The organism is Klebsiella sp. WP3-W18-ESBL-02 (genome assembly GCF_014168815.1).
Lineage (GTDB): Bacteria > Pseudomonadota > Gammaproteobacteria > Enterobacterales > Enterobacteriaceae > Kluyvera > Kluyvera ascorbata_B.
Genome location: NZ_AP021972.1, coordinates 1,016,497 through 1,033,554, shown reverse-complemented (window position 1 = coordinate 1,033,554; position 17,058 = coordinate 1,016,497). Strand labels below are relative to the sequence as shown.

Annotated in this window: 8 protein-coding genes and 1 riboswitch; of the genes, 2 read left to right on the top strand and 6 right to left on the bottom strand. The window is 59.1% G+C overall.

Annotation, left to right across the window (positions count from 1 at the left end; translation table 11 throughout):
* Positions 1-74 precede the first annotated feature (74 nt).
* Positions 75-253, bottom strand: a riboswitch (cobalamin riboswitch).
* 133 nt (positions 254-386) lie between these two features.
* Positions 387-1,256 carry a GHMP family kinase ATP-binding protein gene (locus H7R56_RS04980; protein ID WP_106925948.1) on the top strand — a complete coding sequence of 290 codons (870 nt, stop codon included), beginning with the start codon at positions 387-389 and terminating at the stop codon, positions 1,254-1,256.
* On the opposite strand, the gene cobD is transcribed toward H7R56_RS04980, so the two are convergent.
* Together cobD and amiC are read right to left on the bottom strand one after the other, a co-directional pair.
* Complete coding sequence (cobD, locus tag H7R56_RS04975; protein ID WP_106925946.1) at positions 1,241-2,317, bottom strand: threonine-phosphate decarboxylase CobD; 1,077 nt, start codon at positions 2,315-2,317, stop codon at positions 1,241-1,243. The two genes, H7R56_RS04980 and cobD, sit on opposite strands and share 16 nt — an antisense overlap.
* Before the next feature lie 6 nt (positions 2,318-2,323).
* Positions 2,324-3,574 carry an N-acetylmuramoyl-L-alanine amidase AmiC gene (amiC, locus tag H7R56_RS04970; RefSeq protein ID WP_106925944.1) on the bottom strand — a complete coding sequence of 417 codons (1,251 nt, stop codon included), beginning with the start codon at positions 3,572-3,574 and terminating at the stop codon, positions 2,324-2,326.
* Between the two features lie 229 nt (positions 3,575-3,803).
* On the opposite strand from amiC, the gene argA reads away from it, so the two are divergent.
* Positions 3,804-5,135 carry an amino-acid N-acetyltransferase gene (argA, locus tag H7R56_RS04965; RefSeq protein ID WP_106925942.1) on the top strand — a complete coding sequence of 444 codons (1,332 nt, stop codon included), beginning with the start codon at positions 3,804-3,806 and terminating at the stop codon, positions 5,133-5,135.
* Positions 5,136-5,270: 135 nt separating this feature from the next.
* Here argA and recD read toward each other — a convergent pair whose 3' ends face one another.
* From recD to recC, 4 genes are all read right to left on the bottom strand, one after another.
* Positions 5,271-7,109, bottom strand: a complete 1,839-nt coding sequence (gene recD, locus H7R56_RS04960) for an exodeoxyribonuclease V subunit alpha (protein WP_106925940.1) — start codon at positions 7,107-7,109, stop codon at positions 5,271-5,273.
* Positions 7,106-10,651: an exodeoxyribonuclease V subunit beta gene (gene recB / locus H7R56_RS04955; protein ID WP_106925938.1), complete on the bottom strand. Its 3,546-nt coding sequence runs from the start codon at positions 10,649-10,651 to the stop codon at positions 7,106-7,108. Before recB ends, recD begins: the two co-directional genes overlap by 4 nt.
* Positions 10,648-13,530 carry a pitrilysin gene (ptrA, locus tag H7R56_RS04950; protein WP_106925936.1) on the bottom strand — a complete coding sequence of 961 codons (2,883 nt, stop codon included), beginning with the start codon at positions 13,528-13,530 and terminating at the stop codon, positions 10,648-10,650. The genes recB and ptrA overlap by 4 nt, the downstream gene beginning before the upstream one ends.
* A gap of 130 nt (positions 13,531-13,660) precedes the next feature.
* On the bottom strand, positions 13,661-17,056 hold the full coding sequence (gene recC, locus H7R56_RS04945) for an exodeoxyribonuclease V subunit gamma (protein ID WP_106925934.1): 3,396 nt from the start codon (positions 17,054-17,056) through the stop codon (positions 13,661-13,663).
* Positions 17,057-17,058: the final 2 nt, after the last annotated feature.

Here is a 17,058-nt window from a genome sequence, read left to right as displayed (position 1 = left end):
GTCATCGGGTATAGCCGTGCGTGCGCCCGGTCCGGAGACCGTTCGACTCAAAGCAACCCACTTCCCACCGAAGTTGTTGTTAATGGCCAACAGGCAGGTCTTCTGGCTTAGCGTCATCCTCGCCCGTCCTTCCCGATCTGTCGATCAGTGGTGTGTACGGGGTTGTCAGCATCACAGCAGCGGGGGCTGCGGAGGGTTTACACCTCCTTCCCTGGCACATAATCTATGCCAAACCTGTTGGTTGCAGATTTATACCGGCACGTCGGCCCGCATAAAATAAAAACAGGTTACTCTAGCGCCGCAAAAGAAGGATTTCGTTGCGCTATGACAATACCGGCAGATTTATTTACGGTAGTTATATTTCGTTCGGCAAAGCAAGGAAAATCATGAGCGTGGCGCGCTGTCCCGCCTCCTGTGGGGAACTTATTCAGGGCTGGATTCTCGGCAGTGAGAAGCTGGTTTCTTGCCCGATTGACTGGTACAGCACGGTGGAAGTGCGCGACGGAACGCCGCTTGCCGACGAGCGCCCCCTGGCGCGGGCGATGCTCAACCGGCTGCTAGCCCAGTTGGGCTATCCACAGGCGCTAAGCCGTTCGCTGCGCATAGAGATTCACTCAACGATTCCGTTGGCTAAGGGAATGGCCAGCAGCACCGCCGATATCGCCGCCACCGCCGTTGCCGCCGCGCATCATCTGGGCCAGACGCTCAGCGAATCGGCGCTCGCCGCGCTATGCGTTTCGCTGGAGCCGACGGACAGCACGCTATTTTGTGCCCCCACCCTGTTCGATCATCATCACGCGCGCACGCAAATTGCCTGCCAGCCCGCGCCGCATTTCGACCTTCTGGTACTGGAAAGCCCGCTACGGCTTCGCACCGTCGACTATCACCGATTACCCCGCCAGGCGGTGCTGGAGGCAAACGCCGGGGTGCTCGATCTGGCATGGGAAAAAGTGCAAAGCTCCTGCAGACGTCAGGATGCTGGCCTGCTGGGCGAAGCGGCGACGCTCAGCGCCACCGCCAGCCAGACTCTGCTGCCCAAGCCGGGGTTTGCGGCGCTGCTGGCACTGGTTGAATCATGCAGCCTGTATGGCCTGAACGTAGCGCACAGCGGCAGCGTTGTCGGGTTGATGCTCGACCGCCGCCGTCACGATGTAGAGTATCTGCGCTGGGCGCTGGGGCAACGTTCGTTAGCGGCGCACTGGCCGCAGCTGCATCTGCGAACGTCGGTATCGGGTGGCGTTCAGCTCAGTACCTGACTCAGCGCCGCCAGCAGCCGCTGGTTTTCTTCGGCGCTGCGGATAGCCACCCTGAAGTAGCGCCCGTCGAGCCCCGGGTAGTTAGCGCAGCTGCGAATTAAAATCTGCTGTTCCAGCAGCGCGTATTGCAGCTCAAGGTCGGGGCGCTCGCAGCGCAGAAACAGGTAATTGGCTCGCCCGGGGTAAACCGTGATCCCGTCAATCTTACTGAGCGCACGGTAAAAGCGCGCCCCTTCATCGGCCAACCAGCGGCGAGTGGCCTGCTGGTAGGCGCTATCGTTGAGAATCACCTCGCCGGCCAGCGCGGCGAACGCATTGATTGACCACGGCATCTGCCGCTGGCGCAGCCTTGCGACCGCCCGTTCATCGCCGTTGAGCAGGTAGCCAAGGCGCAGGCCGGGAATAGAATAGAATTTGGTCAGTGAACGCAGCACCCAGACGTGGGGATACTCCGCCAGTAGAGGAATAAATCCCGGCGCATCGGGGATAAAATCAAGGAAGGCTTCGTCGAGAATCAGCGCGATGTCCAGCGCTCGGCAGCGTTCAGCAATGGCCGTCAATAGCGTGTGCTCCGGCATCAGCCCGGTTGGATTGTTAGGCGTGCAGAGAAACAGGCAGTCGAGTTCAGCCGTCAGCGCCGGGAGAATCGCCTCGCTCAGCTGCCAGCCGTCCTCTTCGCGCAGGTAAAACGTGTCGATAACGCAACCCTGCGTTTCCAGCGCGCGACGATATTCGGCGAACCCAGGCGCAACCACCATCGCCCGGCGCGGCTGCAGACCGTTGACGAGGGTAAAAATAGATTCCGTCTCGCCGTTACCTGCGAGAATCCACGTTGCCGGAACCCCGTGATGTGCCGCTAGCGCCTGATGCAGCTGCTGATACTCAACGTCGGGATAGCGTTCCGCACAGCTTAGCTGAGCCACAATGGCCTGTTTTAAGCTCTCGGGCATACCCAGCGGATTAATGTTGGCACTGAAATCCAGCAGCTGGTCAGCGGCGACACCTATCAGCGCAGCCGCTTCACGCGTATTCCCGCCGTGGGCGCATTTCAGACGCGACATGGCAAGTTACCCGCGCCGCGCAAGGGTCGCGCCGTCGGCGAAGTAGGCTTTGATCCCGGCGAGGATGGATTCGGCCACTTCCTGCTGGAATTTGGCGGTCTTCAGCTTGCGCTCCTCTTCAACGTTACTGATAAATGCAGTTTCGACGAGGATCGATGGAATATCCGGTGCTTTCAGCACCGCAAAGCCTGCCTGCTCAACCTGGTTTTTATGCAGATTGTTAATCTGCCCCATCTTCTTGAGCACCGCTTTACCGAATTTCAGGCTGTCGGCAATGGTCAGCGACTGCACCATATCAAACATGGTGTGGTCAACGTAACGGTCGCCGCTCTTGCTCACCCCGCCGATCAAATCCGAGGCGTTCTGGGTCTGCGCGAGATATTTCGCCGCCGTACTGGTGGCCCCCTTAGTGGAGAGCGCAAACACCGACGAGCCGCTCGGCTGACGGCTGGTGAAGGCATCCGCATGAATCGACACGAACAGGTCGGCGCGCTGCTTTTGCGCCTTCGCCACCCGCACCCTCAGCGGAATAAAGATATCTTCATTGCGCGTCATGTAGGCTTTCATATTGCCTTCTTTCTCAATCAGCGCGCGCAGGCGACGGGCAATTTGCAGCACCACGTCCTTTTCCCGCGTTTTATACAGCCCCACCGCACCCGAGTCTTCGCCGCCGTGACCCGGGTCAAGCATGATTACGATTGGCCGGTCACGTCCGGCTTTCCCCGGCTGAGGCCCGCTCTGCGCAGGCGGTACCTGCTTTTCGAGGCCGTCTTTATTGTACTCTTCCAGCAGCGCCAGCAGCGGATCCTGCACATCGTTGCTGTTGGCCGGGTATAGATCCATCACCAGACGCTCTTTGAAGCTGGCGACCGGCGCCAGGGCAAACAGCTGCGGTTTGACGTCCTGCTTAAGCTCAAACACCATGCGCACCGTCTGCGGGTCAAACTGCCCCACGCGCGCGGATTTAATAAACGGATCGTCGCCGCGGATCTGCGCGGCCATCCCTTTCAGCACCGAGTTAAGATTCACCCCTTCGAGATCGACCACCAGGCGATCCGGGTTGCTTAACGCAAACTGCCGGTACTTGAGCACGCGGTTGGATTCCACCGTAACGCGCGTGTAGCTGGACGCAGGCCAGATGCGGACCGCCACCACCTGACTGACGGCAGCAAAACCAACCTGACTGACACTTAGCAACCACATGGCGCCCGCCCCTTTTAACAGGCGGCGACGACTCAAAGACTGACTTCCGGACATGCTCCATCCCAGGCAAAAAAAGACGATTGTAATTTACGCATAATACGATTGACCGAAAACTCTAACCAATGAGGGATAAACTGTCATCTATAAAAGGGTAAACATTCGTTGGTTAAGCGAAATTCGACGCGAATTTTTGCCATCCTGAGGTAAATTCTGGCTTGCGTTTAGCGGCAAAACAGAATAAAAATACACTTATTACGAATAATCATGCATTGAGGGTTGCGCCGTGGTGAAGGAACGTAGAACCGAACTGGTCGAGGGGTTTCGTCATTCAGTCCCCTATATTAACGCTCACCGAGGGAAGACGTTTGTCATCATGCTCGGCGGCGAAGCCATTGAGCATGAGAATTTTTCCAGCATTGTCAATGACATAGGCCTACTTCACAGTCTGGGTATTCGCCTGGTGTTGGTGTACGGCGCGCGCCCGCAGATTGATGCAAACCTGGAAGAGCATCACCATCAGCCCACGTATCATAAACATATTCGCGTGACGGATAGCAAAACCCTTGAACTGGTTAAGCAGGCGGCCGGTCAGCTGCAGCTGGATATCACCGCGCGTCTGTCGATGAGCCTGAATAACACCCCGCTGCAGGGGGCACACATCAACGTGGTGAGCGGTAACTTTATTATCGCGCAGCCGCTTGGCGTGGACGACGGTATTGATTACTGCCACAGCGGGCGTATTCGTCGTATTGATGAAGAGGCCATTCACCGCCAGCTCGATAGCGGCGCGATTGTGCTGATGGGGCCGGTGGCCGTCTCCGTGACCGGCGAAAGCTTTAACCTGACTTCGGAAGAAATTGCCACCCAGTTGGCGATTAAGCTGAAGGCTGAAAAAATGATCGGCTTCTGCTCGTCGCAGGGCGTGTATAACGAAGCGGGCGAAATTGTTCCCGAGCTGTTCCCGAACGAAGCGCAGGCGCGCATCGAAGAGCTGGAGCAGGAAGGCGATTACCTTTCCGGTACCGCGCGCTTCCTGCGCGGCGCGGTGAAAGCCTGCCGCAGCGGCGTGCGCCGTAGCCACCTGATAAGCTATCAGGAAGACGGCGCTCTGCTGCAAGAGCTGTTCTCCCGCGACGGTATTGGTACGCAAATCGTGATGGAGAGCGCCGAGCAAATTCGCCGCGCCACCATTAACGACATCGGCGGTATTCTCGATCTTATCGCCCCGCTGGAGCAGCAGGGTATTCTGGTGCGCCGCTCCCGCGAACAGCTGGAAATGGAGATCGATAAATTCACGATCATTCAGCGTGATAACACCACCATTGCCTGCGCCGCGCTGTATCCGTTCCCGGAAGAAAAAATTGGCGAAATGGCCTGCGTGGCGGTACATCCGGACTACCGCAGTTCATCGCGTGGCGAGGTACTGCTGGAGCGGATAGCCGCTCAGGCGAAGCAAATGGGGCTGAATCACCTGTTTGTACTGACCACGCGCAGCATTCACTGGTTCCAGGAGCGCGGGTTTAAGCCGGTAGACGTGGAATTGCTGCCGGAAAGTAAGAAACAGCTTTATAACTATCAGCGACGGTCGAAGGTGCTGATGACGGACTTAGCATAGCGGCGCCGAACTGTCCCCTCGCCCCTATGGGGAGAGGGTTAGGGTGAGGGGAAATTCTGGCTCGGCGTTAAACCCTCACCCCAGCCCTCTCCCTTAAAAAGAGAGAGGGGGCACACCGCGCCCCTCTTCACCACTCTATTCCATCTCTGCAAAAATCGCCGACAGGCCGCTACGCCGTTCCGTACGCGTGGCAATCGCCTGCGCCAGCAGGTTTTCATCGGCATACATCGACAGCCGCGATTTTGCGCGGGTAATGGCGGTATACACCAGTTCGCGGCTCACCACCGGAACCAGCTGTGTCGGCAGAACCAGCGCCGCGTGCGTGAATTCAGACCCCTGAGATTTATGCACCGTCATCGCCCACGCGGTGTCGTGCTCCGGCAGGCGGCTTGGCTGTACCGACTTAATCGTGCCATCCGGCATCGGGAACCAGACGCGCATCCCCTGCCCGCGGTCCAGTGCGATACCAATATCACCGTTGAACAACCCCAGGGCGCTGTCGTTACGGCTGATCATGACCGGGCGGCCTTCATACCAGCGCGAATGGCGCTGCGGCACGATCTGACGATGACGGGCCAGCAGTTGCTCAAACTGGGCGTTTAGCCCGCCCACGCCCCACGGCCCTTCGCGTAGCGCGCACAGCAGCTGGTACTCACCAAAGGCCGCCAGCACTTCTGCCGGGTCAGCCTGCTCGCGCAGTCGCTGTAAATAGTGACCGTAGCCGGCGCGTGCATCATCGAGCATCGCGGCATAATCATCCGTCGAGCGCAGCGGTTTCAGTTCGATATCGTGAAAACCACGGGCGAAGACTTCACCGACGGCGTTCTTGTCGCCTCGGTTCACCGCGCCGGCCAGTTGCCCGATACCTGAATCACTGCCAAAACGGTAGCTGGTTCGCAGCAGGCACAGGCTGTCACGCAGTGCGCCGGCGACCGGACCGTCGCCCGCCGGGACCGTCGCCCCCACCAGACGGCTCAGCTGTGCCGCTCGTTCGGCGGTATACCCCGCGCTGACCCAGCTACAGATATCGCCCAGCACGGCCCCCGCCTCAACCGATGCCAGCTGGTCGCGGTCGCCGAGGAAAATCACCCGCCCATGCGACGGCAGCGCGTCAATCAGCCGCGCCATCATCGGCAGGTCAATCATCGACGCTTCGTCGACAACCAGCACGTCAAGGTGCAGCGGGTTACCCGCGTGATAGCGCATCTTCTGGCTGCCGGGCTGCGCGCCCAGCAGACGGTGCAGCGTACTGGCTTCCGTCGGTAGCATCGCCTTTTGCGCCTCATTCAGGGCGAGCTTGCGCAGCGCCGCGCCAAGGGACTCGGTTAATCTTGCCGCCGCTTTACCGGTTGGCGCCGCTAAGCGGATACGGCATTTTTCGCCCCCAGCCATCTGCACCAGCGCCGCCAGCAATTTGGCTACCGTCGTGGTTTTACCGGTGCCCGGCCCGCCGGAAATCACCGAAATACGCCGCGTCAGCGCCACGGCGGCAGCGACTTTTTGCCAGTCGACGCTTTCGCTCGCGGGAAATAGCGCGTTCAGCGTTGCGTTAAGCTGCGCGTCGTCCACTGCGAACGGCAGTTGGGTATCGTTGAAGAAGCGCGCGACCGTCAGCTCATTACGCCACATGCGGTTAAGGTACAGGCGATCGCGGCTGAGGATCAGCGGCGACGGGCGTTCGCCAGCGCTCACCGCCGCCGAGGCCAGCAGCAGCGTGGCCCAATCGTCCGGCGCATCGGCTTCGGCAAACAGCCGTTGCCAGAGTTCGCGCACGCGGCCTTTCGGCTGCGCGACAGGCGTCAGGTGCGACAGCGGCAGGCAAACATGCCCTTCGCCGGTATCACGGCTGAGCATCGCCGCCGCCAGCATCACCGCCGGGTGTTCATCTTGTGCGACCATCAGCGCAAACTGTACGTCCAGCGGGCGAAGCAGCCGTAGTTCCACGGCTTCCAGCAAACGTTGTTCCAGCGTCATGCGTCCATCTCCTCGCCTTCTCCGGCGAACAGCGCATCCATTGCTGCGATCAGCGCCGGGTCAGGTCGGGTGGTAAAAATCCCCTGCTGCCCCGCGTCGCCGTTAACGCCGCGCAGGAACAGGTAAATAACGCCGCCAAAGTGGCGTTCATAGTCATAGTCGGCAAGGCGGTGGCGCAGATAGCGGTGCAGCGCCAGGCTATAGAGCTGATACTGCAAATCGTAGCGATGCGATTGCATGGCCTCCGCCATCGCCTGCTGGGTGTAGGCTTCGCCGCTTTCCCCGAGCCAGTTGGATTTGTAGTCCAGCAGGTAATAGCGCCCGTCGTGGCGGAAAACCAGGTCGATAAAGCCTTTCAGCATGCCGCGTACCTGGCGGAAGTCCAGCGTTGGGCAGCCTGCCGAGAGAGGATCATAGCGGCGGGTTAAGGCATCCAGCGCCAGCGGATCAAGCGGGCGGCTTATCGGCAGATAGAACTCCATTTCAACCTGTTTTTGCTTTGCACTCAATTGATTGAGCGCAATGCCCGTATCCGCCAGCGGAGCGGCCAGCACCTGAGAAATCCACGCCGTCAGTACCGGCTCCCACTCTTCGCCAAAACCGTTGCTTTGCAGTTTTTCCGCCATCCATTCCGCTGAAATGGGCTGAGTGAAGTCGAGGTCTTCAAACAGACTGTGCAGGAAGGTGCCCGGCGATGCACCCCGCGGGAAATTATGCGGCGTCAGCAGCTGCTCCGGCGGCGTTTCTGCCGTGCCCGCAGCATCAATATCCAGCCTCGGCAGCAGATCCTGCGCCACGCTGTGACCACGCTGCTGAAGGCCGGAATAGCTGGTCACCCGCCAGTCGTCCACGACGCGACGCAGCACCTGCCGCGCCGCCAGTTCAGGTGCAGGTGCTTGTGTCGCCTGCCAGCGCTCGCCGTTCGGCGGCGTCGCGAGCGTCAGCGCAATATGTTCATCGCACAGCGCGCGCAGACACGCCTCCAGGCCAGCGGCATCCCGCACTTCGCCTTTCTGCATCAGCCTTCCCGGCGCGCTGTGGTGTAATTCGGAATCCGTGGGTTTATCGCTGCGTCGCGCGGTCAGCGGCGCGAGCCCCAGGCTGCAGTGCCAGACCGCTCGGGTTAAGGCGACGTACAGCAAACGCAGATCTTCAGCCAGACGCTCGGCCTCCGCCAGTTCAAGGCTTTCATCGCTTTCGTTGAGATCCAGCACCGCCGCGAACGATTCCCGGTCGTGATAAAACGCCTGCTTCTCTTTACGGAAGCGAGCGATAAACGGCAGCCACACCAGGGGATATTCCAGCCCTTTCGATTTGTGGATAGTGACTATCTGCACCAGGTGCTTGTCGCTCTCCAGACGCATCTGCTGACTGGACGCATTGGTATCCGGTTCCGCAATCTGCTGGTTCAGCCAGCGCACCAGCGCGTGCTCGCTCTCCAGTGCGCTCGCCGCCTCCTGCAGTAATTCACTCAGGTGCAGAATATCCGTTAAGCGCCGCTCACCGCCGTGGGTCGCCAGCAGATTTTCTGCCAGCGAACGCGCGCTCATCAACGCGCGAATCATCGGCATCACGCCGCGCCGCTGCCAGATAAGCCGGTAATCGCTGAACTCTTCAACCAGCGCATCCCAGGCCTGTTCATCCTGATTTAACCGTTCGATATCCCGCGCGTTGAGGCCAAACATTGCCGTCGCCAGCGCGCTGCGCAGCGTATTTTCACGCTCCGGCGTCAGCACCGCCTGCAGCACCCACAGCAGCTCCTGGGCTTCCGGGGTTTCAAACACGCTGTCGCGGTTGGAGAGATAGACCGACGGGATCGCCAGCGCGTTGAGCGCATCGCGAACCAGCGATGCCTCCTGGCGGTTACGCACCAGCACCGTAATATCCGAAGCCTGCACCGGGCGGGCGCTGTCACCGCGCCACAGCAGGGCCGTGCCGCGCTGGCCACCGTCCAGCCAGTCGCGAATCTGCGCCGCGCACTGCTGAGCCATAAAGTTCTGGTAGTCCCCCGCGCTAACGCCTTCGCCGGGCATCAGCCATAGGTTCATGGCCGGCTGATTTTCGCCGTCAAACTCAAAGCGCAGCGAGGCATTTTTCGCCGCCGACTTCACCGGCTGAAACGGAATATCACGGAACATGAAGGGGTTATCAACCAGCCCGAACAGGCGGTTGACGCTCGCCACCATGCCCGGCGCGGAACGCCAGTTGGTGTCGAGCGTGTAATGGGCGGCCACGTCGCTGCGTGCCCGCATGTAGGTAAAGATGTCCGCGCCGCGGAAGGCGTAAATCGCCTGCTTCGGGTCACCGATCAGCAGCAGCGCGGTGTCCGGCTGCTGACGCCAGATACGGCGAAAAATACGGTACTGCTGCGGGTCGGTATCCTGGAATTCATCGATCATTGCTACCGGGAAACGCTGACGGATAGCGGCAGCCAGCGCCTCGCCGCTTTCACTCTCCAGCGCTTCATCCAGGCGGCTTAGCATGTCGTCAAAGCCCAGTTCACCGCGGCGGCGTTTCTCACGAGCGACCGCTTCACGAATCTCTTTCATCGCCTGGGCGATGACCAAATCGTTCAGCGTCAGCGGCGACTCAAGCAGGCGCTCAATAGCACTGAACAGGGGGTGGACGGGAACCTTGCCGCCGGCTTTGGTGCGCTCGGCGAGGAACGACTGGCTGAATTTTTCCAGCGCGTCGGGCAATTGGTAGGTTTTGCTCTCTTCCTGCGCCCAGTTGCTGATCTTATCGATCCACTTTCCCTGGTTGCCACGGTTGAACTTGCGGCGATCGAGATCCGATCCTTCCAGCAGCGGCTCCAGCTCACCTACCGCCGCCAGCCACTGCTGTTTGATAGCGTTGATGTGCTCGAGGATCTGCTGATGCCGTGATGCCAGCGTTTCTGTCGTACTCAGCGGCATCTTCAGCTGCGGCGCTTCCCCTTGCAGGTAGCGGTCAATCGATTTCAGCAGATCCTGCGGCCCTTTCCACGACTCGACAATCACCTGTGCAATATCGCGGTTCAGCGGGTAGCAATGACGTCGCCAGAAGTCGGCGCAGGCCTGATAGCGTAGCTGGGATTCATCCTCAATCAGCTGCTGCTCGAACAGCATGCCCGATTCAAACGCGTTGAGACTGAGCATTCGCTGGCAGAAACCGTGGATGGTAAACACCGCTGCGTCGTCCATCTGCCGCTCGGCCAGCAGCAGCACGTTGGCCGCCTGCTGGCGGTCATCGATTTCCGCCAGCAGGCTGGCGTAGAGCGGGTTATCGGTGGCGTTGCGCAGGCAGGCGACGCGCAGCTCGTGAATATTGCTGCGAATGCGCCCACGCAGTTCTTCGGTTGCCGCTTCGGTAAAGGTGACGACCAGCAGCTCTTCGACGTTAACCTGCCGAGGAAAGGCGGCTTCTCCGCCCAGCCCCAGCAGCAGCCGCAGATAGAGTGCGGCGATGGTGAAGGTTTTTCCAGTGCCCGCTGAGGCTTCAATCAGGCGCTCACCGTAGAGGGGCAAACGCAGGGGATCAAGGGACTCGGCGGTTTCGGTCATTCGTTCTCTCGTATCGGTAAAGTTTGCTGCAACGCGCTGATGCTTTCCCATGCCTTCCAGCCCTTAGGACGCGCATAGTCCGCTTTGCCGTTCTGGCTACCGGAAACCTGCGAAAGTACCGTCATGCCCTGCGGCGCAACGACCGTCTGGTGGAAGAAATCGGCCAGCTTTTGCGGCGTTAACCGTTTAATCTGGGCCACTACTTTAGCACGTGAATCAAAGGCCATATTACCGCGATCGAAATCTTTGCTCAGTTGCGAGGCTTCATCGCCCAGCGTTTGCGGTGCCTGAAGCATGTCGGCAATCACTGCCTGCTGAATTTGCGCGAACTCTTCCGGCTTCATCACCCTCAGCTTTTGCTCAGCGGTCGGGAAGAAAGCCTTAAAGCGCTGCCATAAAAACGCAGGCTGCTTCTCGTTGCTTTGCAGCAGGAAGCCCATGCCCCACTGGCGACCTATGTTCATTGAGAAAGCAAAGACGGCGTAGCCAAGCTGCTCTTCAGTGCGCAGCTGGTTATAGAACCAGGGCTGAACAATCTGCGCCAGCATCGCGCTGGCAGCCGAGCTGGAGAACTCGTCGACGTTAGGCGGTACAAACACCGCCGCCAGCGCGGAGTCGGTGCTATTACCCGCTTTCTCGATGATAACGTTCTGCTTTTTATCAACCAGTACGTCTTTGTTGCGGCACCACTCGCTGCCGTTAGCACCAAGCTGAGACTGGACCGCACGCGCCAGCGTCGTCGACTGCTCGGCGCTGAGGTTGCCAATCACCATAAACTCCGGCCGGCCGCCGGTTTTCAGGCGATCGCGGTAGGCCACAATATCCTGCAGCGTAATCGACGGCAGCAGCGCTTTACGCTCTTCACGCTGGAAGTACGGCACCTGTGAAATCATCTGTACCGGCATAATCGCCTGTTCATAGGCTTTGCCTTTGTCAGCAGAGTCGAGCATCTGCTTATACCAGGACTTCGCCTGCTCAAGCTGCTCTTCTGTTGCTGCATAGCTGAAGTAGCCCTGCAACAGCGCTTCGAAAAGCTGCGGCAAGCGCTGGGTGTAACCATTGGCATTCAGCATCAGGCCATTATTCGCACCGGTAGAGAAGCTGATGCCGCCCACCGCCGCCTGGTTGCTTAACTGGTCAAGCGCAATGCCCGCCAGATAGTCGTTCAGGGCAAACATCACCTGATTTTTCGCGCTGTCCATCGCCTGCGGGTTACGCAGGATCATGGTGATATCAGCCTTCGGCTCGCTGGCAAAATAGCGGCTCGGCATATAGACCAGGCGCAGGTTGGGCTCATCGACAATAAGCGTTGGGTGCGTAGCGGTCTTTTCGTTTTTAATCAGCGCGAAATCATCCGGAATATACGGGTTCAGCTGCGGTAAATTGAGGGTAATGCCCTCGCCCGCCTTCTGCCATCTGGCAAACGTCTCCGGCGTAATTTTATCCACCTGATAAGGCGCATCAACAAAGTAGGCCACCTTGTTATGCGGCTCTTTCTGGCTGATGTACCAGACTCGCGCATTCTGCGGCGTCATCATCGCCAGACGATCTTTGATTGCCTGTGCGTCATAGCGATCGGCAATATTGACCGCATCCAGCGTGTGCTGCACCGGCACGCGGATCATGGTATCCGCCAGCCATTCGACATAGTCCATGTCGCGGTTGATTGACGGGTAGCGGAAGTCGAGGTCCAGCACGTGCGCCAACTCGTCGAAATAGCGTTTATCCACGCCCTTCTGGCGCAGCATCTCAAGGTAGCTAAAGATAGCCGCTACGACTTCATCGCGGTGGGCAAGGCCTTTGTCGGTTAAGGTGGCGGAAATTGCCAGTACGCCGCTGTTGCCGTTCACTACCGGGTCAGAGTCGGCACGGATCCCTTCCACCAGCCCCTGTTTTTGCAGCCAGTCGGATAGCGTGCCCGGCGTGCGGTTGCCGATAAGATAGGTGATCAGTTCGTCGGTTTTGCTGCGGAACTGCGCAGAGTTGTTATCAATACGAAACTCAACGCGCAGCACTTTTCGCGGCAGCGCCGGCACGTAGTGGATAACAATCCCTTTCTGCGCATCGGTGACGACCGGGACGGTAATTTCCGGACGTTCAATCGCTTTATCAGGGACGCGGCCATAGGTCTGCGCGGCGATCTGCGCCAGCTCCGGCAGCGGTTTGTTGCTGTAGATAACCGCCTTCATCAGATTGGCAGAATAGTATTTGTCGCGGAATGCCAGCAGCGATTCGTAAACCGGGCTGCCGGGCTTATCGCTCAGCGTTTCAAGGTTGCCGCCGGAGAAACGCGCCCCCGGATGCGCCGGGTTAATGGTTTCTGCGCTGACTTGCGCCATGCGCATCCCGTCTCGGGTACGCGCCATGGTCAACTCGGCATTCACCGCATTGCGTTCTCGATCGGCGTATTTTTTCTCCAGTAGCGGCGAGGCTATGGCGTCCGCCAGGCGGTCAACGGCTCCCTGGAGTGCATCATTTTCCACTTCAAGATAGAACGCCGTCCGGTACGGCGCGGTGCTGGCATTATGGCTGCCACCGTGCAGCTTGAGAAATTCCGAGAGGCTATCGGGCTGCGGGTAATGCTTTGAGCCCATCAACGTCATATGTTCAAGGAAATGCGCGAGCCCGGGGTGTGCGTCAGGATCTTCCAGCGAACCGACCGGCACCACCAGCGCCGAGAGCGATTTTACCGCCTGAGGATCGGACACCAGCAGCACCACCATGTGGTTATCCAGCGTAATCGCCTGATACTGACGGGTGTCTTTTTCACTTTTGCGGATGGTTTCCTGAATCGGCTGCCATCCGGTGTCTGCCTGACCTACGGTCGCCCAAAGGGCGGTAACAAAAACAACGATACTCAACCAGATACTGCGGGGCATTCACGGACCTCACCATTAACAAATACAGCTGAATCTTAATGCTTATGCGGGCAGTTCCTGGCCAGGGCGCTGGCTTTGGCTGGCTGCCACTCATCGGTCCGTGACGCGTTATGCATACTAAATGAACAACTCAGATTGCGCAATTTTTATACAGCCACTGCGATTGATGAAACCGAAACAGCGGCAGCAGATACGGCGTCGTCTGTTCAACTATTGCCTCATACTGCGCGGGTTCCAGGGTACGCCACAGGCGTTGATACCAGACATCGGCCCCTTCGCCGCTCACCACCATATTGCCTTCATACGCCTGCATAAACTTGCTGCGCGCTTTTTGCTGCGTGTCCTCGTCCCTTAAGATGGCACCTTTTTCGGCATCGTAACAGGCTTTTATCCATGCCCCGCCGCTTTCGGGTAAGAACAGCAGCGGCTGGCACATTCCCTGTCGATAACCTTCCACCAGCTGCGAGAGATAGGTTTTCGCCTCATCAATCGCCAACGGTGGGAAGCACCATTCACCTTCTTTACGCAGCAGCAGCCGGCTTTCACCGTTGCCGCCGCTAGCACAGTAGACAAGGTGTTCCAGCCAAAGTTGCATTCCTTGTGCCACGCTAAGCAAAGATGGCCGCCAACGCAACAATCCATTCTCCTGAACCTGTGGTAACCATCCCGTTATGTTAACCCCGTCGCAATCAAGGTCTATTTCCATGCTTTTTCCCACCCGGCGATATTCAATAACCCGCGCAGCCAGTGCGGCCATCTCCTGGCGCTGAGCTTCCCAGGCAATTTCACCGAACGGCCCGTAGGGGAGCTCGCCCGCCGCGCGATAGCGGCGATACATCGGTTCTGCCTCCTGCTCTTCAATCAGGGTATTGAGCAGTTGCTGGTTAAGCTGGTAGCGCGTCAACCCTTCCAGCGTGAACGGCTCGGTATCCGGGATATCGTTCTCCTCGCTGCGGAAATTAACCTGCAGACGCAGTTGGAAGAAGGCGCGAACGGGGTGCTTCCAGAAGCGCTGGAGCTGCTCCAGCGGCAACGTGGTCAGTGCGAGAGGCTCCAGCGGCTGGATAAATTCACCGTGGGCTTCTCCCTGTCGGCCAGCTGCCGCCAGCCACTCACGGGCATAGCTTTGCCGCTCGTTAGCCTGGTAGTTTTCGGCATCAAACGGCATTCGGCTATGCAGGTGCATAATATGCTGCTTCACCCGTCGCTCGCTTTCGTCGCAGTTGAGCGCCTCGTCACCTTCCAGACAGTGGCTCTGGCCGACGTAGTCCAGCAGCTCCTGCACCAGCACCGACGGATAGCGCTCGCTGTTATCCTGAATAGAACGGCCGATATAGCTGATATAAAGCGCTTTTTCCGCCGACATCATCGCCTCAAGGAACAGATAGCGGTCATCATCGCGGCGGCTACGGTCACCACGAACCGGTTTCTGACTCATGAGATCGAAGCCCAAAGGAGCCAGCGCGCGTGGATAGATACCGTCATTCATCCCCAGCAGACACACCACCTTGAACGGGATGGAGCGCATCGGCATGAGGGTACAAATATTAATAGGGCCCGCCAGGAATCGCTGGCTGATACGTTCCTGATCGAGGCGCTGCGCCAGTTCGTCTCGCAACAGCGTCAGCGGCACATCGCCCGCATACTGTGACTGCACGCCTTGGGCAATAATCGCCTGCCACTGCTGTTCAATCAGGGTCAGCGCCGCTTCGGTATCCTGGTCCGGCAGGAAGAAATCATTAAGCATGTCGCGGCATACCGGCAGCCATTCCTCCAGCGAACGCGCCTGCGTCAGCACCTGACGCCAGCGGTTCAGTTGCATCAACAGCGAGGCCAGATGCCCCACCAGCTCGGCAATCAGCCCGCTGGATTCATCGTACGGCAGCACCTCCTGCCACTCCCCCTGGCTGCTCTCCATGGCATAGCCCAGCAGCATGCGCGTCAGACCAAATCGCCACGTGTGCTGCCCGGTTGCCGGCAGGTCCAGCTCGCGTACGTTGTCGTCGTCCATCCCCCAGCGCACGCCGGATTCACTCACCCATTGGCGCAGATGCTGTAGCCCCGCTTCATCAATATTAAAACGCGCCGCCAGCACCGGCACGTCGAGCAGCGCCAGCACGTCTTCGCTGGTAAAGCGGCTGTCCGGTAAGGAGAGCAGCGTAATAAACGCCTGCATCGCCGGATGCGCCTGACGGGCGCGGCGGTCGGAAATAGCGTACGGCAGAAAGCGTTCACCGGTTGCGCTGCCGAACACCGCCTGAATAAACGGGCTGTAGCTGTCGATGTCTGCCACCATCACGATAATGTCGCGCGGCGTCAGCGTCGGGTCGGCCTCAAGCATCGCCAGCAGACGGTCATGCAGCACTTCCACTTCGCGCTGCGGGCTGTGGCAGACGTGGACGGTCAGGCTGCGGTCATCATGGGCCAGCGCGCGCTTGTGACCACTCCACGCAAACTCTTCGGCGGTGCGCCCGGCTACGGCGCTATTTTTGAGTTCCAGCACATCGTACTGAAGGTTGTGCAGCAGGTTATCCGGCTCAATGTCAACGAAGGCGTCCAGCTCCTGATAACGCTCCAGCCCCGCCAGCAGATAAATATAGTCGCGCCCCAGCTTGCCCCAGGAGGCCAGCATCGGGTTGCCGACGTCCTGTTCCCCGTCATCGTTAAACAGCCCCGGTGCGCGGCTGGCATCCTGGAACAACGGCAGCTCGCGCTGTTCGCGGTAATGCCGACGCTGGCGCGCCATCAGGCGGGCAAGAAACGCGGGGTCTTTAATATCGCCCCAGTAGTAACGGCACGGGTTGGTAAACAGAACGTAGATATCAACATGTTTGCCCAACGCCTGTAGCGCATGCAGGTACACCGGCGGCAGCGCGGAGATACCACAGATAAACACCCGTGACGGCAGCCCGGCAGGTGCTTCAGCACTGTTTTCCAGCGTGTCGATAAAGCGCTGATAGAGATTGGCTCGATGCCACTGCGGCTGCCCCAGCGCAGCAGTATGTTCAACCAATGCTTTCCACAGCGGAGCCTGCCACTGCTGCGCCTCGCCGACGCCGTCAACGAATTCACCAGCCTCCCATTGGGTCAGCCACTGCGGTCGATACACCAGATACTGGTCGTAAAGGTCCGCCACGCGGGAAGCCAGCTGGAACAGCTTGCGTTTATCCGCGTCGTCGGTCAGATAGTGGCGCAGCGGCGTAAAGGCTTCCTCATCCAGCATGCCCGGCAACAGCGTCATCAGCTTCCAGCTCATGCTCTGTTTGTTAAAGGCGCTTTCGCCTGGAATATCGGGCAACACGCGGGTAAACATGTCCCAGATAAAGCTCGCGGGCAGCGGGAAATCGATGTTGGCGGCAATGCCAAATCGCTGAGAAAGCGTCATCTGGAGCCACTGCGCCATACCGGTGCTCTGCACGAGGATCATTTCAGGCTCGAAGGGGTCAGCCAGCCGGTCCTGCTCAACGATAAATTCCATTAGCGCTTCCAGCACGTCCAGACGGTTGGAGTGGTAGACCCTTAACATAT

Excerpts from the sequence above, each read along its gene's own strand:
- recC (WP_106925934.1), bottom strand. The coding sequence starts at position 17,056 with ATGTTAAGGGTCTACCACTCCAACCGTCTGGACGTGCTGGAAGCGCTA.
- recB (WP_106925938.1), bottom strand. The coding sequence starts at position 10,651 with ATGACCGAAACCGCCGAGTCCCTTGATCCCCTGCGTTTGCCCCTCTAC.
- H7R56_RS04980 (WP_106925948.1), top strand. The coding sequence starts at position 387 with ATGAGCGTGGCGCGCTGTCCCGCCTCCTGTGGGGAACTTATTCAGGGC.
- ptrA (WP_106925936.1), bottom strand. The coding sequence starts at position 13,530 with ATGCCCCGCAGTATCTGGTTGAGTATCGTTGTTTTTGTTACCGCCCTT.
- amiC (WP_106925944.1), bottom strand. The coding sequence starts at position 3,574 with ATGTCCGGAAGTCAGTCTTTGAGTCGTCGCCGCCTGTTAAAAGGGGCG.
- cobD (WP_106925946.1), bottom strand. The coding sequence starts at position 2,317 with ATGTCGCGTCTGAAATGCGCCCACGGCGGGAATACGCGTGAAGCGGCT.
- recD (WP_106925940.1), bottom strand. The coding sequence starts at position 7,109 with ATGACGCTGGAACAACGTTTGCTGGAAGCCGTGGAACTACGGCTGCTT.